Origin of the sequence: Arthrobacter sunyaminii, assembly GCF_018866305.1 — a bacterium.
Classification (GTDB): Bacteria; Actinomycetota; Actinomycetes; order Actinomycetales; family Micrococcaceae; genus Arthrobacter_B; species Arthrobacter_B sunyaminii.
The window spans coordinates 411,619-433,344 of record NZ_CP076456.1 but is presented as its reverse complement, the minus strand read 5'-3'; the positions used below and the strand labels follow the sequence as shown (position 1 = coordinate 433,344).

General features: G+C 62.5%; 23 protein-coding genes. 11 read left to right on the top strand and 12 right to left on the bottom strand.

Features of this window, described 5'->3' with window-relative positions:
- The first annotated feature begins 71 nt into the window (after nt 1-71).
- Nucleotides 72-1,013 (top strand): SDR family NAD(P)-dependent oxidoreductase, encoded by a 942-nt coding sequence (locus KG104_RS02030; protein ID WP_207348444.1) that lies wholly within the window; start codon nt 72-74, stop codon nt 1,011-1,013.
- A 65-nt stretch (nt 1,014-1,078) separates the two neighbouring features.
- Here the strand turns inward: KG104_RS02030 and KG104_RS02025 are convergent, their stop codons facing one another.
- Genes KG104_RS02025 through KG104_RS02010 form a run of 4 tightly spaced genes read right to left on the bottom strand, consistent with a single transcriptional unit; the run spans nt 1,079 to nt 3,688 of the window.
- Nucleotides 1,079-1,819 (bottom strand): TetR/AcrR family transcriptional regulator, encoded by a 741-nt coding sequence (locus KG104_RS02025; RefSeq protein ID WP_207348443.1) that lies wholly within the window; start codon nt 1,817-1,819, stop codon nt 1,079-1,081.
- Between the two features lie 2 nt (nt 1,820-1,821).
- The gene (locus tag KG104_RS02020) at nt 1,822-2,286 is read right to left on the bottom strand and encodes an HtaA domain-containing protein (RefSeq protein ID WP_207348442.1); all 465 of its coding nucleotides are present in this window, start codon (nt 2,284-2,286) and stop codon (nt 1,822-1,824) included.
- A 17-nt stretch (nt 2,287-2,303) separates the two neighbouring features.
- A complete protein-coding gene (locus tag KG104_RS02015) occupies nt 2,304-2,936 on the bottom strand; it encodes a carboxymuconolactone decarboxylase family protein (RefSeq protein ID WP_207348441.1) in 633 nt (210 codons plus the stop codon).
- Nucleotides 2,933-3,688, bottom strand: coding sequence for an SDR family NAD(P)-dependent oxidoreductase (locus KG104_RS02010; protein WP_216202342.1), 756 nt, complete (start codon nt 3,686-3,688; stop codon nt 2,933-2,935). The genes KG104_RS02015 and KG104_RS02010 overlap by 4 nt, the downstream gene beginning before the upstream one ends.
- Nucleotides 3,689-3,941: 253 nt before the next feature.
- Between KG104_RS02010 and KG104_RS02005 the strand changes: the two genes are divergently transcribed.
- From KG104_RS02005 to KG104_RS01985, 5 genes are all read left to right on the top strand, one after another.
- The gene (locus tag KG104_RS02005; protein WP_207348439.1) at nt 3,942-4,784 is read left to right on the top strand and encodes an IclR family transcriptional regulator; all 843 of its coding nucleotides are present in this window, start codon (nt 3,942-3,944) and stop codon (nt 4,782-4,784) included.
- A gap of 179 nt (nt 4,785-4,963) precedes the next feature.
- Nucleotides 4,964-6,202: an NAD(P)/FAD-dependent oxidoreductase gene (locus tag KG104_RS02000; RefSeq protein ID WP_207348438.1), complete on the top strand. Its 1,239-nt coding sequence runs from the start codon at nt 4,964-4,966 to the stop codon at nt 6,200-6,202.
- A gap of 24 nt (nt 6,203-6,226) precedes the next feature.
- Nucleotides 6,227-6,556, top strand: a complete 330-nt coding sequence (gene fdxA, locus KG104_RS01995) for a ferredoxin (RefSeq protein WP_207348437.1) — start codon at nt 6,227-6,229, stop codon at nt 6,554-6,556.
- Nucleotides 6,553-7,905, top strand: a complete 1,353-nt coding sequence (locus KG104_RS01990; RefSeq protein WP_207348436.1) for an FAD-dependent oxidoreductase — start codon at nt 6,553-6,555, stop codon at nt 7,903-7,905. The genes fdxA (KG104_RS01995) and KG104_RS01990 overlap by 4 nt, the downstream gene beginning before the upstream one ends.
- Nucleotides 7,902-9,077 carry an Mrp/NBP35 family ATP-binding protein gene (locus KG104_RS01985; RefSeq protein ID WP_207348435.1) on the top strand — a complete coding sequence of 392 codons (1,176 nt, stop codon included), beginning with the start codon at nt 7,902-7,904 and terminating at the stop codon, nt 9,075-9,077. The genes KG104_RS01990 and KG104_RS01985 overlap by 4 nt, the downstream gene beginning before the upstream one ends.
- Nucleotides 9,078-9,138: 61 nt before the next feature.
- Here KG104_RS01985 and fdxA (KG104_RS01980) read toward each other — a convergent pair whose 3' ends face one another.
- Nucleotides 9,139-9,453: a ferredoxin gene (fdxA, locus tag KG104_RS01980; protein ID WP_207348434.1), complete on the bottom strand. Its 315-nt coding sequence runs from the start codon at nt 9,451-9,453 to the stop codon at nt 9,139-9,141.
- A 159-nt stretch (nt 9,454-9,612) separates the two neighbouring features.
- On the opposite strand from fdxA (KG104_RS01980), the gene KG104_RS01975 reads away from it, so the two are divergent.
- Both KG104_RS01975 and KG104_RS01970 read left to right on the top strand, forming a co-directional pair.
- Complete coding sequence (locus KG104_RS01975) at nt 9,613-10,773, top strand: cytochrome P450 (RefSeq protein ID WP_207348433.1); 1,161 nt, start codon at nt 9,613-9,615, stop codon at nt 10,771-10,773.
- Nucleotide 10,774: 1 nt separating this feature from the next.
- Nucleotides 10,775-10,984 (top strand): ferredoxin, encoded by a 210-nt coding sequence (locus KG104_RS01970; protein WP_207348432.1) that lies wholly within the window; start codon nt 10,775-10,777, stop codon nt 10,982-10,984.
- Nucleotides 10,985-11,053: 69 nt separating this feature from the next.
- Here KG104_RS01970 and KG104_RS01965 read toward each other — a convergent pair whose 3' ends face one another.
- The 7 genes from KG104_RS01965 to KG104_RS01935 all read right to left on the bottom strand — a co-directional run bounded on the left by KG104_RS01965 (nt 11,054) and on the right by KG104_RS01935 (nt 17,856).
- Nucleotides 11,054-12,292 (bottom strand): CaiB/BaiF CoA transferase family protein, encoded by a 1,239-nt coding sequence (locus tag KG104_RS01965; protein ID WP_207348431.1) that lies wholly within the window; start codon nt 12,290-12,292, stop codon nt 11,054-11,056.
- Nucleotides 12,289-13,437: a thiolase family protein gene (locus KG104_RS01960; RefSeq protein ID WP_207348430.1), complete on the bottom strand. Its 1,149-nt coding sequence runs from the start codon at nt 13,435-13,437 to the stop codon at nt 12,289-12,291. Before KG104_RS01960 ends, KG104_RS01965 begins: the two co-directional genes overlap by 4 nt.
- Nucleotides 13,430-13,840: a Zn-ribbon domain-containing OB-fold protein gene (locus tag KG104_RS01955; RefSeq protein ID WP_207348429.1), complete on the bottom strand. Its 411-nt coding sequence runs from the start codon at nt 13,838-13,840 to the stop codon at nt 13,430-13,432. Before KG104_RS01955 ends, KG104_RS01960 begins: the two co-directional genes overlap by 8 nt.
- Nucleotides 13,837-14,046 (bottom strand): ferredoxin, encoded by a 210-nt coding sequence (locus KG104_RS01950; protein ID WP_207348428.1) that lies wholly within the window; start codon nt 14,044-14,046, stop codon nt 13,837-13,839. Before KG104_RS01950 ends, KG104_RS01955 begins: the two co-directional genes overlap by 4 nt.
- Nucleotides 14,043-15,335: a cytochrome P450 gene (locus tag KG104_RS01945; RefSeq protein WP_207348427.1), complete on the bottom strand. Its 1,293-nt coding sequence runs from the start codon at nt 15,333-15,335 to the stop codon at nt 14,043-14,045. Before KG104_RS01945 ends, KG104_RS01950 begins: the two co-directional genes overlap by 4 nt.
- Nucleotides 15,336-15,424: 89 nt before the next feature.
- Nucleotides 15,425-16,918 (bottom strand): aldehyde dehydrogenase, encoded by a 1,494-nt coding sequence (locus KG104_RS01940; protein ID WP_207348426.1) that lies wholly within the window; start codon nt 16,916-16,918, stop codon nt 15,425-15,427.
- A gap of 59 nt (nt 16,919-16,977) precedes the next feature.
- Nucleotides 16,978-17,856 (bottom strand): SDR family oxidoreductase, encoded by an 879-nt coding sequence (locus KG104_RS01935; protein ID WP_207348425.1) that lies wholly within the window; start codon nt 17,854-17,856, stop codon nt 16,978-16,980.
- Between the two features lie 196 nt (nt 17,857-18,052).
- Between KG104_RS01935 and KG104_RS01930 the strand changes: the two genes are divergently transcribed.
- From KG104_RS01930 to KG104_RS01920, 3 genes are read left to right on the top strand one after another with little or no spacing between them, the layout of a single operon-like run.
- The gene (locus KG104_RS01930) at nt 18,053-19,180 is read left to right on the top strand and encodes an ABC transporter permease (RefSeq protein ID WP_337925762.1); all 1,128 of its coding nucleotides are present in this window, start codon (nt 18,053-18,055) and stop codon (nt 19,178-19,180) included.
- Nucleotides 19,177-20,079: an ABC transporter permease gene (locus KG104_RS01925; RefSeq protein ID WP_207348423.1), complete on the top strand. Its 903-nt coding sequence runs from the start codon at nt 19,177-19,179 to the stop codon at nt 20,077-20,079. The genes KG104_RS01930 and KG104_RS01925 overlap by 4 nt, the downstream gene beginning before the upstream one ends.
- Nucleotides 20,080-20,138: 59 nt before the next feature.
- Nucleotides 20,139-21,695, top strand: coding sequence for an ABC transporter substrate-binding protein (locus tag KG104_RS01920; protein WP_207348422.1), 1,557 nt, complete (start codon nt 20,139-20,141; stop codon nt 21,693-21,695).
- Nucleotides 21,696-21,726: the final 31 nt, after the last annotated feature.

Below are 21,726 nucleotides of genomic sequence, written 5' to 3'. Positions count from 1 at the left end.
GATGGAAACTAGACTTTCCTTAAATCAGCAGACATGATGAAATTCCATACAGCATCTTTCAAAGGAGAAACATGAACGCCAAGAACGAGCACCGTTTTGACGGCCGCGTCGCCATAGTCACCGGGGCCGGACGCGGTCTGGGCCGGGCGCATGCCCTCCTGCTGGCTCAGCGCGGCGCCAAGGTTGTAGTCAACGATCTCGGCGGATCCAAAGAAGGTGAGGGCGTGGATGCGAGTCCCGCCACCGATGCCGTCAACGAGATACTCGCGGCCGGCGGTGTCGCAGTTGCAGACACGAACAATGTAGGCAGCGAAGCCGGATGCCATGCCCTTGTCGAGACTGCGGTCCGCGAGTTCGGTCGAATCGACATTGTGGTCAACAATGCCGGGATCTCCCGCTGGGCTGCGTTTCCGGAAGCCGACGCCGAAAACCTCGAGCGCACTCTAGATGTGCACCTGCGGGGTACATGGCACACCACGCGTGCCGCGTGGCCTCACATGGAAAAGCAGGGGTACGGGCGGATCATCACGACAACCTCGACGGGCATGCTGGGGCTGCCTGAGAACCTCGCCTATGCAACGGCGAAGGGAGCCCTGATCGGGTTCACCCGCAGCCTGGCTGTGAGCGCCGCCCCCAAGGGCATCCTCGTCAATTGCATCGCACCAAACGCCGTGACCCGCCCCAGCGAATCGGCAAAAAAACCGAACATCGTCACCGACTCGAAAATGGATCCGGAGCTACTCAAGGCAATGCAGACCGATTTGGTGTCCCCGCTGGTGGGTTACCTCGCGCACGAATCCTGCACGGTCAATGGAGAGATCCTCGTAGCCGGCGCGAAGCGGTTCGGACGCTGGTTCCTGGGCTTCACGCAGGGCTGGCTGGACGATACCGACAGCATGCCCACCATCGAGGAAGTTGCCGGACACTGGAACGAAATCAATGACCTGGAGGGGTTCTACGTTCCCCGCAACCTCAACGAGTGGTCAGCCAATTTCATGGGTCATCTCGCCTGACGCACCATATGCCCCGCGTTGCCCGCGGTGGGACACAGTTTTCTCGCGGGCATCGGGGCGCCGGCCTACAGCCGCCCTTCGGCACCGGTTGTTTCACCCCTGTCCTGCCGGTGGTAGCCATCCGCCACGGGAGCGAGGATCCCCGCGCTGAGGAAGGCAATGAGGTCCGACACCAGATCCTCGATTTCCGCCGGAAGATGTTCCCGCTTACGGCGTGCCGTGTGATAGCGGCCCAGAGCATGAACCGAACTCGTCAGCGTTACCCACCAGCGCTCGTCGAGCACACGCTCGGGGATCCCCGGGGCCAAATGGCCCAGCAGCGTACGCAGCGCCATGACGGACGCACCGACGTGCACTCCCACCAGGCCCTCGTAGCCGCCTTCCTCACTGATATACAGCGAGAGGAACGGCAAGTAGTAGTTGTCGGGCTGAAAGTGGATGGCCAGCGGGCGGACAAAAGCGCCCACGACGTCGGCAACGGTTGGCTTCGTCGCAGCCAGCATGATTCCTGCAACCATATCCGCCCGCATCGCTTCGCTGGCTCCGCCGCGGTAGTCCATGAGGGCGCGGACAATTTCTTCCCGCTCTCCGAAGTGATACTGAACGGCAGCATGATTTCGCTGCCCGGCAGCGAAACCAATGTCCCGCAAAGGAACAGCGGAAATCCCACGCTCGGCAAAGAGCCGCTCGGCGGCCTCCAGAATTCGCAGCCGCGTTGACTCCCCCCGGGTGTTGCGTCGCTCGGATGTCGTCCGCTGGAGAGACTGTCGCTGAAAAGACCGCTGCTCCGGAGTGGTTGGTGGCATACCTATGAGTCTAGTGTGGCCCGAATTGTCACCGGTGCCAGCTCGGTGCCGGCCGGGTAGGCGTCCCCAAACAACCCACACGCGGCCGGCAAGAGCTGAGCCGGCATAGCGTGCCAGAGGAGGTCCGTATCACCGGACCCGGACTGGACACCGTCTGTTAGCGCCACGGGAATCCTGCCGCCCTGGCCACCGGTGAGAACAGTAAGCACTCCTCCTTCGGGCCCTGCGATAAATTCCGGCTCCGCGAGTGTGACATCGAGAAATCCGTGGTGTGCCGTCAGGCGAACTTCGCCGCCGAACGTCAGATACCATTCGCCGTCCGCGTGCCGGATACTGCGCAGCGGAAAGACAAATGATCCTTCCGAAGCGCCCGCGCCGCCGGAGACGGTACAGGTGCCGCCTGCAATGACGGTGATATAGCGCAGCAGCGAATCACGGATCGCCCAGTTGAGCGATCCGCGATCCACGGCCGTAACCGATCCAGTCACCGAACCGGCTCGAGGGTATGCTCCGCAGGGAATTTGGGCATTCCGGGTTCAAGTTCCAGCCCGATGACGCGGAAGGCCATGCAGTGGAAGTCATATGTTCCTACGGTGAACAGAAGGTCCAGCAACTGCTGCCGGCTGAAATTGGCTTCCAGTTCCTCCCACGTGGCATCCGTGACGTTCTTCTCCAAACACATCTCATCAATGGCTTGGACGAGCAGGGCATCCTCCGGTGACCAGACCGACGCTGTAGCGCCTTCCGACAACCCCGCCACCTCATTCTCCGTGAGCTGGCCGGCGGCAAGGCTCATTCGCACATGCTGGGCCCATTCATACTCGCCATGCCCCAGCCAGGTGGTCCGAATGATGGCGATTTCCCTTACACGGTCGGTCAGCGTGGAGTTACGCAAGTGGTTGGAGTACGGCATCCACCCCCGCATCAGGTCCGGGTGCCAGGCATAGATGCCCAGAATGTGGGACTTAGGACGGTTTTCCGGTGTCAGGGCCGGTGCGCTCTGCCCTCCCGCTCCGTGCGTAGCCAATACGGACAGGGAACTGTCGACGTCGGCATCCCAGTCTTCAGTGGGCCTCGGTGCAATCCGCGGCTGCGCCATTTTCGCTTCCTCACTCATCCTATGAACGATCCGCCGTTAACGCTGATGGTCTGCCCAGTGACGTACGAGGACTCATCGGAGGCGAGATAGGCCACGGCTCCTGCAATGTCCTCCCCCCGCCCCATGCGGCCTACCGGAATGTACTTGGCCATGTCCTCTGCGGAAGGAATGGTGCCGGCGGCGCGCTTCTTCTCCACGCTCGGAGTGTCGATCGAGGACGGAACGACCGTGTTGACCGTTACGCCGGTTCTGGCAAACTCGACGGCGAGAGCCTTGGTCAGCGCGAGCTGCCCACCCTTAGATGCGGCGTAGTGCGCCATCCGCGGGGCGCCGCGCTGAGCGCTGGAGGAAGAAATCAGGATAACCCGCCCCTTGCCGGCCTCAATCAGGTCGGGGAGGCCTGCCTGTACCAGGTTGAAGGTGCCGGTCAGGTTGATGGACAGAGTCTGGTTCCATTGTTCCAGCGTCATCTCCAGGAACGGCTGCTGCGGTGCGACGGCAGCATTGGCAACAAGCACGGACAGTGGGCCCAAATCGGCACGGATTTTGGCCAACGCATCGTCGACCTGCCCGCGGTCACTGACGTCGGCGCTGTAACCCCGTGCGATACCGCCGGACTGCTCTATTGAAGCGGCCGCCTGCTCGGCCGCCCCTTCCGTTCGGGTCAGTATGGCAACAGGAAACCCGTCCGCGGCCAGCCGCTCAGCGATGGCCAGACCAATTCCTGCCGCTCCGCCGGAAATGACGGCGACCCCGCGGGCCGCGCTCATCGGGTGCGCCATTGATGAATGGGAGTATTTGGAGCAGCAAACATGGGCTTCCTCTTTTCCTTCCGTACAATTTCGGCTGAGTGCCGGATGCACGGATTTCACGTCTTTGTGGTGTCAGGTCTTTGGTCTTGGCGCTACTGTTCATACGAGACTGTTTCTTACAGCGGAACAGTCGTTCCGTTGTTAGCTAGCAGACTTCCACGCACCCAACGGACTGTCAATGCTTGCCACATGAGTAAGGGAGAGTTTTTCAATGGCCACCACGGACGGCACGCCCCACAATCAGGAAGCCGATCAGCGACGCCGGCACCCCCTTGCCCGCGGTATCGAACTGATCACTCTCATGGTTGACAGCAATCAGGACGCCTTCGGGGTCCGCGAACTAGCCGGGCGCCTGGACGTCAGCCCGAGCACCATTCATCGTCTCCTCGCCGACCTGGAGAAGCTCGGCTTAGTAGCCCGTCTCCCAAACGGTTCCTACCGGCTGGGCCTGGAGTTCCTTCGATTAGCCTGGACCACCGCCGAGCGTTATCCCATTCAGGCGGCTGCAGAGGAGACTCTCGCAGACCTGAAGGACAAGAGCGGGGAATCTGCGTTCTTCGCAGTGTTCGATGAACGCCGACTGGCGATGATGTTTGCCCGCGTCGTCGAGTCGCCGCACCCGCTCCGCTATTCTCTGCCCCTGAGGCAGTGGATCCCACTGCACACGGGCGCAAGCGGCCTGGCCATGCTTGCTTTCCTTCCCCGGGAGAACCAGGAGAGCATTGCCCGCGGCACACTCGTTGCCGCCACCGACCGCACACCTGTCGACGGCGATGCCCTCCTCCAGCGATTAGAGGGGATCAGGCGGGATGGATATGCCATGACCCATGGCGAGCGCATTCAGGGGGCCATTGCCATTGCGGCCCCGGTCATCGGACCAGTGGGAGCCGTTATCGGATCAGTGGGTATCACCCTGCCGGAGACGCGCTTCAATGTCGCGGACTCAGGGCGCCTTGCCGATTTGGTTCGGCAGTCCGCCTCCCGCGTTACGGATTACCTCAACGGCGCCTGGGGCCCCCAGACCGGCATCCTGCGCGGCGTCGAACGGGGCTGACGCCAGACGTACCGGCGCGTTCCAAAAGTGGTTGACACCACTTCGCTGCTGCACGCATACTGATGCTGTTGCGTTGAAGCAACTCTATGTTCCGTTGTACAGAACGTAGATTGAGATGGCGCAGGGACGCGTGGGCGACACAGATCCTGCGTGCCTCTGGACGACACAAAGGATCAAAGATGACCGACTCCCCTGCTAAGCGGCACATAGTTATCGTTGGAGCGTCATTGGCGGGAACGCGAGCCGCCGAAGGTCTGCGCGCCTTTGGACATACCGGCCCCATCACGCTGATCGGTTCCGAACACGAGCTGCCTTACGACCGGCCCCCGCTCTCCAAAGACCTCCTGAAATCGGATTGGACCGACGCCTCCGTGGAGTTGTTTCGTCTCGCCACGACGGCCAGCCTCGGCGCCTCGGATATCCGTTTGGAACTGGGCGTACCGGCCGACGGCCTCAACACCGCAGACCGTGCCGTCCACCTCGCCGATGGCCGGGAAATACCGTACGACGTGCTGATCATCGCTACCGGTGCAGCCGCGCGGCCGTCTCCGTGGCAGCCGGAATCCGGCGTGTACCAGTTGCGTACCCTGGACGACTCCCGGGCGCTGGCCGCCTGCCTTCGGCGCCGGGAACCTATCGTCATTGTGGGCGGCGGGTTCATCGGCACGGAAATTGCCGCTGCAGCAATCGGATTTGGCTGCGATGTGACGGTGGTCGATCCGGTGGCCGAACCGATGACGCGGATCGTGGGTCCGGAGACTGCCCTGACCCTCACCGACCTCCACACCAGGAATGGTGCCCGGACCCGGTTCGGAGTTGGGGTCACCGACATTCAGGGCAGGGAGGGCGCGCTGACGGTTTCCCTGGCGGACGGCAGCCGGATTGAAACCTCGGCGGCAGTCGTGGGAATCGGATCCATTCCCTCAACGTACTGGTTGGCGGATTCAGCACTGGACACCGCCAACGGCGTCCTCACAGATTCACGTCTGCGTGCTTTCGGCGCCGAAGACGTGTATGCCATTGGAGATGTGGCCAGATGGCCCCATCCGGGACGGGGCATTCTGGTTCGTGCCGAGCATTGGACGAATGCCAGCGACCAGGCCCGCTACGTTGCAGCCGCAATTACCGGAACCATGGATGCGGATTACCAGCCAACCGATTTCGTCTGGTCGGACCAATATGACTGGAAGATCCACACTGTCGGCTGGCGTGATCCTGACGGTATCTCCTACACGGTCGGTGATCTCGCTGACGGCCGGGCAGCGGTACTTCACACAGATATCCAAGGCGTTCCCTGCGGCGCCGTCACCATCAACTGGATACGCGGACTCAACCTCATCCGCCGGCTGCTCGCCGCGGACGCGTCGGCTGAAGCCATTGCCGACGAGCTCAAGCAAATGGCTTATGCCGCGCGCTGACGACGGAAACAAGGGAGAACAAGCATGGCGTATGTAATCACCGAAGAATGCGTGGATATCCAGGACAAGAGCTGCATGCAGGAATGCCCTGCAGACTGCATCTTCGAAGGCCGGCGGATGACCTATATCGACCCGGCACTTTGCATCGACTGCGGAGCCTGCATTACCGCCTGCCCCGTGGACGCTGTCTACTACGAGGCTGAGCTACCCGCCGAGAAGGAGAACTATCTCGAATACAACGAGAGGTTCTTCGAGGAAGTCACTACCCCCAAGAGCGGCCGAAAGGCTGGAAAAATCGATCACGACGTCGAGGAAATCACCGCGCTCCCCGCCCGGGAAGGATCAGGCGAATGACCGCCCTGCGCATAGCGGTGATCGGGTCGGGTCCCTCCGGGGCCTACTGCGCCCAGCTTCTCAGCGAAGAATCCGAGTCGCCCATCGAAGTTGACGTTTTTGAGCGGCTGGCTGCTCCCTTCGGCCTGGTGCGGTACGGCGTGGCCCCCGACCATCCGAGAATCAAGTCGATCATCACCTCCTTTACCGAGGTATTCGACGAGAACCCGAACGTGCGCCTGCTCGCCAACGTCCAGGTGGGTTCGGACATCACACTTGAGGAGTTGCGCAACCACTACGACGCCGTCGTTTTCGCCAGCGGCGCTCCGGCCGATCGCAATCTGGGTATCCCCGGGGAAACGCTCGACGGCGTTTACGCTGTCCGGGAATTCGTGTCCTGGTACCAGGGGCACCCCGACAGTGCACCGGATGCCTTTTCACTGAGCGGCAAACGGGCCGTCATCATCGGAGTCGGCAACGTTGCCCTGGACGCGGCCCGCATGCTGGCCCACACCACCGACGCCCTGCGCGCCACCGACGTCCCCGAACATGTGGTCGAGGCATTTGCCGCCAGCACGTACGACGAAATCGTCGTCGTCGGGCGGCGCGGACCGGCGTACGCCAAATTCACAAACAAGGAGTTCATCGAACTCCTTGAGGTGGAGAACTGCGACGTCGTCATTGACCCCGCCGATTTGGAACTTGACCCCGCGCAGCAGGCCCACGCGGACGGCGACCCGGCGGCCCGGCGCCTCCTGGCGACCTTCGCCAAAGCCGCCGCGCGGGGCACCCTCGGGCGCGCCAAGACCATCCGTTTTCTGTTCGACCGCACGCCGCTCGCCTGCGTGGGCGATGGCAGCGTTTCGGGCATCCAGCTGGCAAAAACCAGCAACCCCACCGAGGTGGAGACCTTGCAAACCGAGGTGGTACTGCGTTCGGTCGGCTACCGTGGCCAGGCCATTGACGGGTTGCCCTTCGACGAACGTACCGGCACGATTCCGCATCTCGATTCCCGCGTGGTGGACGATGCCGGTCACGTACCCGGCGTGTACGTGACAGGTTGGATCAAGCGCGGACCCACCGGCGTCGTCGGCACGAACCGCCGCTGCGCCCTGGAAACGGCCACCTCAATCCTCGCCGACACAACGGCGCCCGGCTGGGTGTCGCATGGCACGAGCGCCGACGAGGTTGACCGGCTGCTCGCCGGCCGCGGAGTCCACGTGGTCCCCTGGGCAGGCTGGCACGAACTGGCGAAGGCGGAGTACGCCGCCGGTGCCGCGCTAAGTCGCGAACGCGTGAAACTGCACGACAAGGATGACATGCTCCGCGCGGCAGGGCTGCCGTTAAACCTCAATGCGCAGATGCCATGACCGCCAAATCTCGCCTGGCCGGCACAACGGCTCCGGATCTGACCGCCTTCGTCCGTGAGGTTGTGGGGCGAGTGGTGGATCCCGAACTTCGCCGCCCGCTCGCCGAACTAGGCATGATCCGCGACGTCAGGGTCACCGGCGCTGCCGCTGTCGTCGAAGTTGCCCTGACCATTTCGACCTGTCCGGCGGCGGACCGTATTAAGGCCGACGTGCTGGCAGCGGCGGACACCGTCGAAGGGCTCAACGAGGTTCAGGTAGTCCTGACGGTTATGACGGAGCAGGAGCGCGTTGCGCTGACATCGAAACTGCGGGATGGACGCAGCCGTACCGGCACGCCTTTCAGCGCCCAGTCCCTGACCCGGGTCATTGCCGTCACCAGCGGCAAGGGCGGAGTCGGGAAGTCATCCGTCACGGCCAACCTGGCGGTCGCCATGGCCGCGCAGGGTATCCGGGTAGGCATTGTCGATGCGGATGTGCACGGCTTCTCCATCCCGGGGCTCCTCGGCCTCATTGGCGACGACGGGGAAACTCTTCGTCCCACCCGGGTTGAGGATCTGGTGCTGCCGCCGGTCGGTTACGGCGTCAAGACCATCTCCATCGGCATGTTCCTCCCGGAAGGGGACACCGACGCAGTTGTTTCCTGGCGCGGCCCGATGCTTCACCGGACCCTTGATCAATTCATCACGGACGTCTTCTTTGGAGATCTAGACGTCCTGCTGATCGATATGCCTCCCGGGACGGGCGACGTAGCCATCTCCGTGGGCCAGCTGCTGCCCCATGCCGAGGTCATTGTGGTGACGACTCCGCAGTGTGCGGCCACCGAGGTTGCAGTGCGCAGCGCTTTCCTGGCCCGGAAGCTGGGCCAGCGGATTATCGGTGTCGTGGAAACAATGGCCCCCATGCATCTGCCCGACGGCAGCGAGTTTGCACCTTTCGGCACCGGGGGAGGCAATACCCTGGCGGAACGATTGTCCACCAACGGAGAGGTGGTTCCCCTGCTCGGCTCGGTACCCTTCAGCCCGGCGCTGCGAGTGGCGGGCGACACCGGAACGCCGGTGGCCGCCTCCGATCCCGCCGATCCCGCTGCCCAGGTTTTTACCTCCCTGGCAACGGCGCTGTCGATCCGCCCACGCGGCCTGCCCGGGCGCCGGCTCCCGGTTTCACTGTCCTAGCTCGGGCTGCTGGCGGCGCTCGTTTTTCAGCCGTCCGCAGCCTGGATAGGGCGGTTATTTGCTACTTGTGCTCCAAATGGGCGATGAACGGCTCATCGTGGTCGATCCGCCCAAGTTTGCGTCCGCCCTTCGGCACGTCCTGGGTTTCGAAAAATTGAGCATTAATGCCTAAAAACTTTTCTTCGTCCCCTTCCAGTTCTCCCTCGAACCGGATGGCTTCCATGGGGCATGCCGCCTCACACGCGCCACAGTTGATGCATTGGTCAGGACGGATGTACATCATCCGCCCGCCTTCATATAGGCAGTCAACTGGGCAAACCTCAATGCAACTTTTGTCTTTTACGTCCACGCAGTCCTGTGTAACTACAAAGGTCATCCCAGTTCCGTTCCTGATACTTTTTGATACTGTGTTTTGCTTTATAACTACCCTAGACTCTGCACCCTTAAGTGTCTAGGATAATAAGCACTAGATTTGAAATCTGGCGTGATGGGCGGAGAACCGCCGTCATCAGTTAACCGACCCAGCGGAGTTTCAATGACGAATTCCTTTTCCACTCAGCGTATTGATCCGTACACCCCTCCTGCTGAGCATCTGCGGCTGCAGGCGGAGAACCCCGTGGCGCAGGTTGCATGGGGCGATGGAAAGATCTGGGCCATCACCAAGCATGCGGATGTTCGGGCCATGCTTAGCGACGCCCGTTTCAGTTCGGACCGGTCCCTTCCCGGCCACCCGACCGGACGGGCCTATGTTCCAGGCAGCCTTAGGCAACTCATTGAAATGGACCCGCCCGAGCACACCACTGCGCGTTCGCGCATTATGAATGAGTTCACTGTCAAGAAAATAGCGGCCATGCGCCCCCGCATCACGGAAATTGTCGATGAAACCATTGAGGCTATGCTCGCCGGCCCCTCTGAAGTTGATCTCGTAGACGCTTTGTCCCTCCCGGTCCCGTCCATGGTTATCGCGGAATTGTTGGGGGTTCCATATGAGGACCATTCTTTCTTTCAGGAGAACAGTGCTGTTTTTGTTGAAATAGACGCCACGGCCGAGGAAAAAGCGGTGGCAATTGGAAACCTTAAGGCGTACATCGGCAAACTTGTTGCCGAGCGGGTGGATCAACCGGGTGAGGACATTCTCAGCCGGCAGCTGGCGGCGGGGGCGAACCCCGAAGAACTCACGGCAATGGGGTTCCTCCTTCTGATTGCCGGCCATGAGACCACGGCAAACATGATCTCACTGTCGGTGATGACTCTGCTGGACAAGCCTGAACTCGCCCAGCAGCTTCGGGACAACCCTTCCCTGATGCCCGGCGCCGTGGAAGAACTCCTGCGGTACTTCACCATCGCGGAAATCGGCGGACTGCGGCTCGCGACGGAGGATCTGGAGATCGACGGAACCATCATTCCCGCCGGCGACTCGGTTTTCGGGCTCACGAATACTGCCAACCGCGACCCAGAGGTTTTCGAGGACCCCAACAGGATTGACTTCACCCGTGGTGCCCGCAACCACCTGGCTTTTGGCTTCGGCCCGCATCAGTGCCTGGGTCAGAACCTTGCCAGGCTCGAACTGGAAGTTGTGCTTGCGGCCGTCCTGCGCCGGTTGCCCACACTTCGGCTGGCCGTCCCCCGCGAGCAGGCCAGCTTCAAGGAATTCGGGCCGAACTACGGCGTCTATTCGCTTCCGGTGGCGTGGTAGCGTGCAGATTGAGGCCGTCCGGCGGACATGTATCGGAGCTGGCCAGTGTGTCTTCGCTGCGCCGGAGACCTTTGACCAGGATGATGACGGACTCGTGGTGCTCCTGCGGGAGGACGCAACCACGGAGACGGACCTGGCCAGCGTGCGCCAGGCCGTGAATATCTGTCCCAGCCGTTCGATCTCCCTGACGACAGTGCCGGCAGGTAACTAAGAACCCCAGACAACGAAAACCCCTTGGTTCACGGCATTCCCGCCGTGGACCAAGGGTTTTTCGGGGTTCTCACGGTTCACCGGGTTGCCACGTGGTCCTTTCGGGTTGCCCGATGACATTCTCTGCCAGGAGTTTCTCGACGTCGCATTCGGAGTAACCAAGCTCTTCCCGAAGGATGCTGACCGTGTCCGCACCGAGCTCGGGAGGATAGCCAGCAGCAATCGTGCCCGTGTTCCCGAAGCGGATGGGCGTGGCAACGTTCTCGAAGGAAGACGATCCGTCCGTCACGGTAACCAGCGCTCCGTTGTTCGAGGCTCGGGCCTCGTTGAGTGCTTCTAGGACATTCTTGATCAGGGCTGCCGGCACAGAGTCAGCCGTCAACAGATCAACCCACTTGGCGGCGCTTCGCTCCTCGAAGCGTGCCTCCAGCAGGGCCCACAGTGCTTCCTTGTTTCGGAGCCGGCTGGCCGCATTGCCGAAGCGGGCATCAGCGATGAGTTCTTCCAGCCCGAGAACACGGCACAGTCCCTCCCACATCCGCGGCGTGTTGGCTGTCACCACAAATTCCCGTCCGTCCCCGCCGCGGAACGAGCGGTAGGTGGCAATCGAATCGTGTCCGGCTCCCTGCGGTTCCGGGGCGGTTCCGCTGATGACGGTGTAGAGCGCCTGATAAGACAACATGGCGAGCTGACCCTGAAGCATCGACACATCGACAATGCGTCCCCGGCCGGATGTGCCTCGGTCGGCAAGCGCGGCCAGGATACCGATGACGGCATACAGGCCGGCAACAACGTCGCCAGCCGGGATCCCCAGCCGGGCTGCCGGCGCCCCGGGGTGGCCGGTAAGACTCATGACGCCACTGAGCGCCTGGACTACCATGTCGTAGGCCGGGCGGTCCCGCCCCGGCCCGTCCTGACCGAACCCGCTGATCGATGCCCACACCAGCTTCGGGTGAAGCTCAGAAATGGCTTCCGGATCCAGTCCCAGCCGGGTGGTTACCCCGGGCCGGAAGTTCTCGATCACCACGTCGGCACCGGCGATCAGGCGCTTGGCCACGGCCAGACCCTCCGGCGTCTTGAGGTTTATCGCGATGCTGCGCTTGTTGCGGTTGTTTGCCAGGAAGTAGGCGCTGACGTTGTCGATCTCCGGCCCGGCAATCGAACGACTCGAGTCACCGCCCAACGACTCAACCTTGATCACATCGGCTCCGAGATCCCCGAGGAGCTGGGTAGCCGACGGCCCGGAGAGGAAAGTGGTCAGGTCGATGACCCGGATACCCTCCAGCGGCGGCCGTTGCGACCCGCTCATACTGCCTCAAAGATGTGGATGGCGCAGGCGCCGTGGTCCAGGCCCGCCGTGCCGCCGCCGGTGACATGCGTCATAGCCCAGTGGGCATCGTCAACCTGTCGACTGCCGGCCTGGCCGGTGAGCTGCCAGAAAGCCTCCGCCACCTGGGCGACGCCGCTGGCTCCGACCGGGTGCCCTTTGGACAGCAGCCCTCCGCTGGGGTTCACCACCACGTCCCCGCCAAACGTCGTCCTGCCATCGCGCAGGAGATCGACGCCGTGTCCGGGTTCCGCGAGTCCAAACGCTTCGTAGTACACGAGCTCGGCAATAGAGAACGCATCGTGCAGCTCGATGACGTCGAGGTCCTTCGGTTCGATGCCGGCGGCCGCGTAGGCGTCACGTGCCGAGTCATAGCTGATCTCGGGCTTCGTCATGTCCCGGAACCCCTCCGCCACGTGGCCCGAATGCAGCACCGAGGCGGCTATCCGGATCCCGGGCCCGCCGTTGAGCCGCGCCCGTGCCCGCTCGGAGGCAATCACCACCACCGCTGCACCGTCGCCGGTGGGGCAGCACATGGGCAGTGTCAGCGGATCCGCGACCTTCCGTGCACCCAGCACCTCGTCCACCGTGGTTTCCTTGCGGAACTGCGCAAAGGGATTCAGCGCACCGTGCCGGCGTGCCTTTACGCTCACCAGGGCCAGATCCTCGGGGGTCGCGTCCGTTTCGTGAAGGTATCGTGTCGCACGCATCGCGTACACGGCCGGCATGATAATGCCCTGTTTCACCTCGCGGTCCTCGGACGAGAGCGGAAGCGTTCCTCCCCCGAACTGGGTGAGCTTTTCCACGCCGACCACCACGGCGATGTCGATAAGTCCCTGGGCGATCGCCGTCGAGGCCTCATGCAAGGCAGTCGCGCCGCTGGAGCACGCGTTGTCCACGTTGACCGTCGGCACGGTTCCCAACCCGATTTCCTTGCAGATACGCTGCCCGGTCATCATGCCGCCGTAGGAATGCCCCACGTACACCGCATCAATGTCTGACTTGGTGATCCCCGCTTCGCGGATAGCGTCAATCAGCGGCGGAACCGCCAGACCGACATAAGAGGAACTGCGGTGTTTCCCGAAGGGGATCATCGCTGCTGAAATCACATAAACCTGGTCACTCATGGTGGCCCTTTCCCTGCTCGCCTTCAACGGGCGAAAAGAACCAGTCGCTGCCCTCGACTCCCAGCTCTACCCGGATATCCGGGTAGAGCTGGATGTCCCCGGCTGTGATATCGGCCAGGGTCCTCACCCCGTTGTCGAGATCGACGTAGCCGAGGGTGCGTGGAGCCGGTCCGGTATGGATGGTCGTGAAGGTGTAGAGCACGCCGCCGCCGGGCAGGGCCACCCGTGAAATGGCCTGGCCGACACAGGTGCTGCACACCACGCGGCTGCCGATCATGGTGCAGCCGCAGTCGTCGCAGTGGCTGCCGATCAGGCGCGGGCCCTCCGGGAAGCTGCCCAGGAGACTGTCCTCGTCCAGGTCCGCCACCGGGTGGGAGACGGGAGCTTCGGTTGCGGTGCTCATGCGTTCCCCTCCGTGCCAGCGGTCCGGACAATCGCGCGCGTCGGACACACATTGATTGCCATCGCGACGTCGGCGGCCGCATCGCCCCCGCCGTCCAGGACCACGGCGATACTGAGGTCGTCGAGGTCAAAGGTATGCGGCGCGTAGAACGTGCACTGCCCGGAACCCATGCAGCGGTCCCGGTCCACTGTCAGGTCAGCGGTCATGATGCCTCCTTGGCCGTGTATTCCAGGTAAAGCTTGTTGTGGCCGCGGAATTTGTAGCTGCGAATGAGGTCCCATTCGCGGGCGTCCTCCGGTCCATGGTGTTCCTCGCTGATCCCGATCTGTTCCGTCCGGTCGAGGAAACGCTGGATGGAAAAGACTGCCTCCGCCCGGGCCAGCGGAGCGCCGGGGCAAGTGTGGATGCCGCGCCCGAAGGCCAAGTGCTGGCGCGCGTTGGCCCGCAGAACATCGAATTCCGCCGGGTTATCAAAGAGCCGCGGGTCCCGCCCGGCGGCACCATGCAAGAGCATCACCACCGTTCCGGGAGACAGGTCCAGTCCCCCAATGCTGGTCGGCACCTTGGTGAGCCGGAATGACCCCTTGATGGGGGCCTCGATCCGCAGGGTTTCCTCAATGAACTTAGGGATCAGGGAGGTGTCGCCGCGCAGCAGGTTCTGGAGTTGCTGGTCATCGGCAATCCGCTGCAGGGCGATGCCCATCAGCTGGACGGTGGTCTCTTGGCCGGCGGAGAACATATTGGCTGCGATCCGGGCAACTTCGAGCGGCTCCGGGAGTGTGCCGTCGGGGAAGGTAGCCAGCGCCATTCCTGTGATTACGTCTTCCCTCGGCTCGGCCCGGCGCTTCTCGATCATGCCAACAAAATACTCGTAGAGCTTTTCGATGGTGTTGTGATGGTTCGCCTGCAGTTCCAGGTTCCCGAGTACCGGACCCGGGGACGAGGCCAGGAGTTCGAGCAGCATCGGCTGGTCCCCTTCAGGCACACCGAGTAGATCGGCCACAGCCAGGACAGTGTAGCTCTTGGCATAGTCCCAGATGAACTCGCACTCACCCTTGCCGATGATTCCGTCCAGGAACCGGTCAGCGGTGCGCTTGAGGAATTCCTCGTTCTCACGCAGCCGCTTGGGGGTAATCAGCCCCATCAGCAGTGAGCGGTGGTCCGTGTGCACAGGCGGGTCGAAGGTGACAATCTGGTCGTTGTTGGGGAAGTACTCGCGGTACTTCTCCAACACTTCGGTGAGGTCGTTTCCGGTCAGTTCCACGGGCAGGTCAAGCACCGGTCCCCCGGTCCGATTGATGGATGAGTACACCTCCGGCTGGTGGTAGACCTGCAGGGCTTCCTCGTATCCGGTGACAATAACGACGCCGTACTTCGGTTCGCGCCACACCGGTTGGTTGGCGAGCATATGGTCGAAATAGGGTTCCGCCTTCCTGGCGGTTTCCGGATCGGTAAAGAAGTCAATTTCAGTGGGATCGACCTTGACGGTGGTCATCGGGACCCTTCGCTTTCTGTCTGGGGTTGCTTCCGGCCCTGCGGGCGCGGCCGGGACACAGGGCGGCGGAAGGCCGCCCTGCGTCGGGGTTACTTCTGGAAACGTGCCGGCGGGCTGTCGAGCAGGACAGTCTTGGACTCCAGATACGGCAGCAGGCCCTGGGTCCCGCCTTCGCGGCCGACGCCGGACTGCTTGAAACCGCCGTAGCCCATCCGAGTGTCGGTCTTGAAGCCGTTGTGGCCCACCGTGCCCGAGTGCAGGCGGCGTGCTGTCCGGTAGGCGCGCTCGACGTCGTCGCTGAAGACCGCGGAGTTAAGCCCGTAGGCGGTCCCGTTGGCGAGCTCAATGGCGTGCTCTTCGTTTTCAGCCGGGATCACCGAGATGACCGGACCGAAGATTTCCTCCTGCGCAATCGTCGACTTGTTGTCGACGTTGGCGAAGACGGTCGGCTCTACGAACCAGCCGCGGTCAAGGTGTTCGGGGCGTTTGCCGCCGGTCACCAGCCGGCCTCCCTCATCCACGCCCTTGCGGATGTACGCTTCGACGCTGTCCCGCTGCCGCGACAGTGCCAGCGGACCCATTGCAGACCCCGGATCGAACGGATCCCCGACGCGCACTGCACCGAAGATGCTGCCCAGCGCTTCGGCAAACTCGTCATGCCGGTCCTTGGTCACGATGGCTCGTGTCAGCGACATGCACACCTGGCCGGCCATGGAACATTCCTGCTGGGCGATGGCCTTGGCAGCGGCGGTGAGATCGTAGTCGTCCAGGATGACCGCCGCGGATTTTCCGCCAAGCTCCAGCGTGTAGCGGGCCAGGCGCTCACCGCACACGGCGGCAATCTGGCGTCCCACTGCACTCGATCCGGTGAAGGCGATCTTGTCCACGCGGGGATCGGCGACCAGGGCCTGGGACCCTTCACGGTTGGCAATGACAACGTTGAGCACTCCCGGCGGGAGACCGATCTCCTCGGCAATCTCGGCCAGGACATACATTTCGGCCGGGGCCTCCGGTGGCCCCTTCAGTACCACGGTGCAGCCAGCGAGCAGTGCCGGAGCGATCTTGTAGGCAGCCAACGAAAGCGGCGTGTTCCAGGGAACGATCGCCCCGACCACGCCAACCGGCTCCTGAACGACTGCCCCGAACGCAGCGAACTCAGGGGTATCGACGGCCGCCCACTCGAAAGAATCCGCCAAGTCGGCGTAGTAGTCGAACAGTGCCGGAACGCGCGCGACGGAGAAGTTCGCAATGTTGTTCACCATGCCCGCCACGCGGCTCCAGTAGGCAGCGAGCTCCTCGCTGCGGGCACGCAGGCTCGCCGCCATCTTGCGCAGGTAAACGGCACGCTCTGCCGGCTCCAGGAAGGACCAGGAGGTGTGGTCGAAAGCGTAGCGCGCCGCAGCAACGGCCCGGTCGACGTCGGTGGCGCCCGCTCTGGCCACACGCAGGAAGGTCTCTTCGGTGGTCGAGTCAACGACGTCGAAGCCGCCTTCCACGGCAGGAGCGGTCCATTCGCCGTTGATGTACAGGCGGTCAGGATGGCGGAGTGTGATGGGTTCGTCGCGTACAGAAGAATTTGTCACTTGCATACCTCTCTCGGATGAAGGGGCACCGGGCGCTTGCCTGTGCGGTTTGCTCTCGCTTATTGGCCGGGCTGGCGGCTCAGCACGCCGTGCAGGGTCCAGCGCAGCTTTTCGGGATCTAGTCCGGCGAGTGTGCGGGCGTTCATACCGAAGTCGACCGAGATGTGGGCGCCGGAGATGTAGCTGGCCATGTCGGAACCGAGGAAGACCAGGACCTGCGCCATTTCCTTGGCCTCCGCGAGCCGGCCGGCGGGACCCAGATCTGCCTCGACTGCTTCCTGTCCGCCTTTCATTTCAGCGAACTCCGGCAGCATGCCCGAGACAGTCATGGCGGGCAGCACTGCGTTGATGCGGACACGGCCCAGCTCGGCGAAGCGCTCGACCTGTTCGGCGATCCAGTAATTGAGCGCACGCTTGGACAGGATGTACCCGAGCGTGCCCGGAATGGTTCCGAATTCCGCCTCGTACTCGTCCGTGATCCGGGCCAGGTCATCCCAGCCGCCGCCGTGGGCGAAGGGAATCAGTTCCTCGCGAACGGAGGGATCCTCCCAGCGCACGCCCCCGTTGGAGGTCACGAAGGAGATGGAACCACCCTGCGCAATGCGATCGACCAGGTATTTGTCCGTAACGTACTTGTTTGCCGTGAAATTGATGCGCATCGTGTCGGCGAAGTTGGTGTGCACTCCGGAGACACCTGCCACGCCGAAATAGGCATCGATTGAATCCGGGATCTGCCGGAAGGCGGCGTCCACGGACTCCCGATCCCCGAGGTCCGCGATGACGGACTCCTTGACCCCCTGGACGGGAGCCTCCACCCGATCGACGGCGTAAACGCTTGCGCCCAGGTCAACCAGAATTTCCGTGAGCGCTTTGCCCATCCCCGAGGCAGCGCCGGTGACGACACAAACCTTGCCCTTATATCCGAGGTCAAAAACCATCTTGAAGACATCCTTGTCTGAAGGGTTGAAAAATACTGTTTCGTTGAAGGGAACAGCTAAGCCTTACAACGAAACACATCCGCAGCTTCCCAAGGACTTACGCCATTGTCAATGCTTTGTACCTGACTTCATGGGGGATCCTTGACAGTCTTTCGTGTCACGTGTCACATTCACACTGTTGCATTGAAGAGATTGCGTGTTGCGTTGTACAGAACAGTACGCCAGCACCACAACAAAGGAGTTGTCCAATGCGGTCCACTTATCCAGCGGCGCCAAGCCCCCCGCGCCGGGTTCGAAGCCTCAGTCCCTCCCCCCGGGGCTCCATGTGAGGTGGCCTGACTTCCTCCGGCGCGTGGGATACGCGCTGCTAGTGATTGTGCTCGTGACGCTCGGCGTCCGGGCACTAATGAGCCTTGCCCCGGGATCCATTGCCGAAGTCGTCTTGGGCGAGTCCGCCACAGCGGAAAACGTGGCGGCACTGGAACAGGAGCTGGGCCTGGACCGCCCCTTCTTCGTGCAGTACTTCGACTGGGCAACCAACGCGGTACAGGGAGACCTGGGGACCTCGCTGATTACCCATATGTCCGTCTCGGAGTCCATCCTGCAGCGGCTCCCGGTGACCTTGGAGCTCGCTGTCCTGGCACTCGTGATCGCCATGGGCGTCGCCGTGCCGCTTGCCGTGCTCTCCGCGGCCTTCCCCAACAGCATTCTCGACCGCGTGATCAACGCCGTGACGTCGGTATTCCTCTCCATCCCGGCGTTCGTGGCCGGTCCCATCCTGGTTTTCGTTTTCGCCGTCCAGCTGGGGATGCTTCCTGCACTGGGGTGGATACCTATCGGCACTGATCTTGGGGGTAACCTGCGCAGCGCACTGCTGCCGGCGGTCGCCGTCGCCCTGACGGAAATTGCCGCCTTCCACCGCGTCCTGCGCGCAGACCTCATCGGCACCCTCCGGGAGGATTACGTTGCCGCGGCCCGTGCCAAGGGAATGCGTCCCGGCTACGTGATGTTCCGCCACGCCTTCCGCCCATCCTCGTTCTCTCTGCTGACAATTTCCGGGCTGAGCCTGGCCCGGCTAATCGGGGGAACGATCATCGTTGAAGCCCTGTTCGTCCTTCCGGGACTCGGGCAGCTCATCTCCGGCGCCATCATCCAGCGGGACGTCATCACCGTCCAGGGCGTGGTCACCATCATCGCCGTGGCATTCGTGGTCATCAATATGCTGGTCGACGTCGGCTACGGCATCATCGATCCTCGCGTTCGGAACAGCGCCCGGAGGGCGAAAAAGAAGGCCATTGCTCCCGTGAAGGCGGTACCGGCATGACGCTCACAACCAGAAGCACACGACCTGTATGGAAAACAGGGACAGGCATTCTGCCCGGTCTTCCCGCGATCGCTCCGCCAAAACGCCAGTGGTCCGTACTGGTCTGGCTTTCCTACACCTGGATAGTGCTGGTGGTGCTGCTGGCGGTTTTTGCCCGGGTGCTTCCGCTTCCGGCTATTGACGCCATTGTCGGTGCTCCCCGGCAGGCCCCGCAGTTCGGGGAGCTGGACACCCTCCTGGGCACGGATTCCGCTGGGCGCTCAATGTTGACGCGTATGGTGTACGGCGGGCAAATATCACTGCTTATCGGCACGGCGTCCGCAGCGGGCGGCGTTGTACTGGGAACAATTCTCGGCCTGCTTGCCGGTTACTACCGCAAGAGCATCGACTGGGTGGTTACTTTGGTTGCCGACGTGCTGCTCTCCTTCCCGTCCCTGGTGCTACTGCTGGCCATCACCGCCATTTTCTCTCCCAGCGTTCCGGTCCTTTTGATCGGTCTGGGGCTCACCAGCACGCCGACGTTCATCCGGCTGGCCCGGGCCAGCACCATGTCATGGACCAGCCGTGAGTTTGTCCGCGCGGCCCGGAACATGGGGGCATCGAACGTACGTATCCTTCTCCGCGAGATCCTGCCGAACGTCACACCGACGCTTGCGGCCTACCTGCCGCTGGTCATAGCCGCCCTCATAGTCGCGGAGGGATCACTGAGCTTCCTCGGGCTCGGGGTGCCGCCACCAACCCCCAGCTGGGGCGGCATGATCAACGCCGGCGCAGCTGAACTCCGCTCCGCACCCTACATGGTGTTCGTACCGGCGGTTGCACTGTTCCTCACCGTCTTCGCACTCAACCAAGCCGGAGAAAACCTGCGCATGCGGTTCGACCGCACCATGCGCGATTGAAAGACCCATGCGTTGCCCAACCAGTCACATCCTCGATGAAGAGAAAGAACAGGTACAACGTGATTTCGAAGAGACTTTCCGCGGCCCTCGTCGTGGCCCTGCTATTGACGGGCTGCGGCGACGGGAATTCCGGATCGGACAGCTCCGGCGTCGCCGGGCCGGCAGGTGATCCGGTTGATGGCGGAACGCTGCGTGTGCTCGAAGTGGCCCAGCCAACCGGATTCGATCCCGTCCAGGCCTTCAGCTCAACGTCCATGCCCCTGACGTTCACTGCCCTCTATGGCCAGTTTGTCATCACCAATCCCGAGACCGGCGCTTACGAGTGCGGACTGTGCGAGTCCTTTACCACCCCGGACGGCGGTGCCACGTGGGACGTGGTGACGCGCGAAGGCATGACGTTCACGGATGGCACCCCCTTTGACGCCGCTGCGCTCAAATACAACTGGGACCGAGTCAAGGACCCGGCCATGGGCTCCGCCAGTGCAGGAATGGCCAGCCAGATAGCCGACATAGAGGTGGTCGATCCCCGGACGGCACGCCTGCACATGACAGTCCCTACACCGGGTTTCCTCGGACTCATGCCGATCTACGCACTGCAGTGGATCGCCTCACCGACTGCCCTCGAGGCGGGACAGGAAGCGTTCAATAAGAACCCTGTCGGCGCCGGCCCCTTCCTTTTTGAAAGCTGGAGCCCTGGCGGCGTCCTCAAATTGAAGAAAAATGAAAACAGCGTGGGTGAGCAGGCGCACCTTGACACCATCGAAATCCAGGGGGTTGCTGACAACACGCAACGACTCAACGCACTGATCGCCGGACAGGCCGACATCATCCTGAACTCCGATGAAACAACTTTCATCGATGCCGAAGCCGCCGGATTCACGAACCATATCTACACCTTCAACGGCGGAGTGGGCTTTATGGTCAACACGGCAAAGGAACCGTTTAATGATGTCCGGGCACGCCAGGCACTGTCCTATGCCATCGACATGAAACAGATTGCCGCTGCAGTTAACCGCGGTAACGGCACGCCTCCGGAGACGTTGTTCCAAGAGGAATCACCTTTCTACTCAGACATTCCGCTGCACACGTACAACCCGGAAAAAGCGCAGGCGTTGTTCGATGAGTTGGCCGACGAGGGCAAGCCCGTCGACTTCACCTACACCGTTTTTCCGGGCACCGGCAGCGTCACCTTCGACGCCCTCCAGGCGCAGATCGCCGAGTATGAAAACGTCACCATCACGGCTGACCAGCGGGATACATCAGAGCAGGGAGTGGTCACAACTTCGGGCGACTACCAGCTCGCCACCTCATCCCTGGCCTTCGTTGATCCCGCCTCACGCCTCTGGGGTGCACTCAACGGAGAAGCCGAACGCACCAACTATTCACGGATCAACGATGCCGAGCTGAACGCCGCTCTCGATGCCGCCCTAGTAGCCACCGACCCGGCGGAAGAGAAGAAGCACTATGAAACGGTCCAGCAGCGGCTGGTTGAGACCTCGCCGTACCTGCTGTACCAAAAGTTCCTCAACGGAGCCATTTCCAACGACAAGGTACAGGGCGTAACCATGTTCGGTTACACCACACCCGCCGCCGGAGACATTTGGCTGCAGCAGTAACTCGACGCCGTAGGGCCCGTTCCCGGGCCCT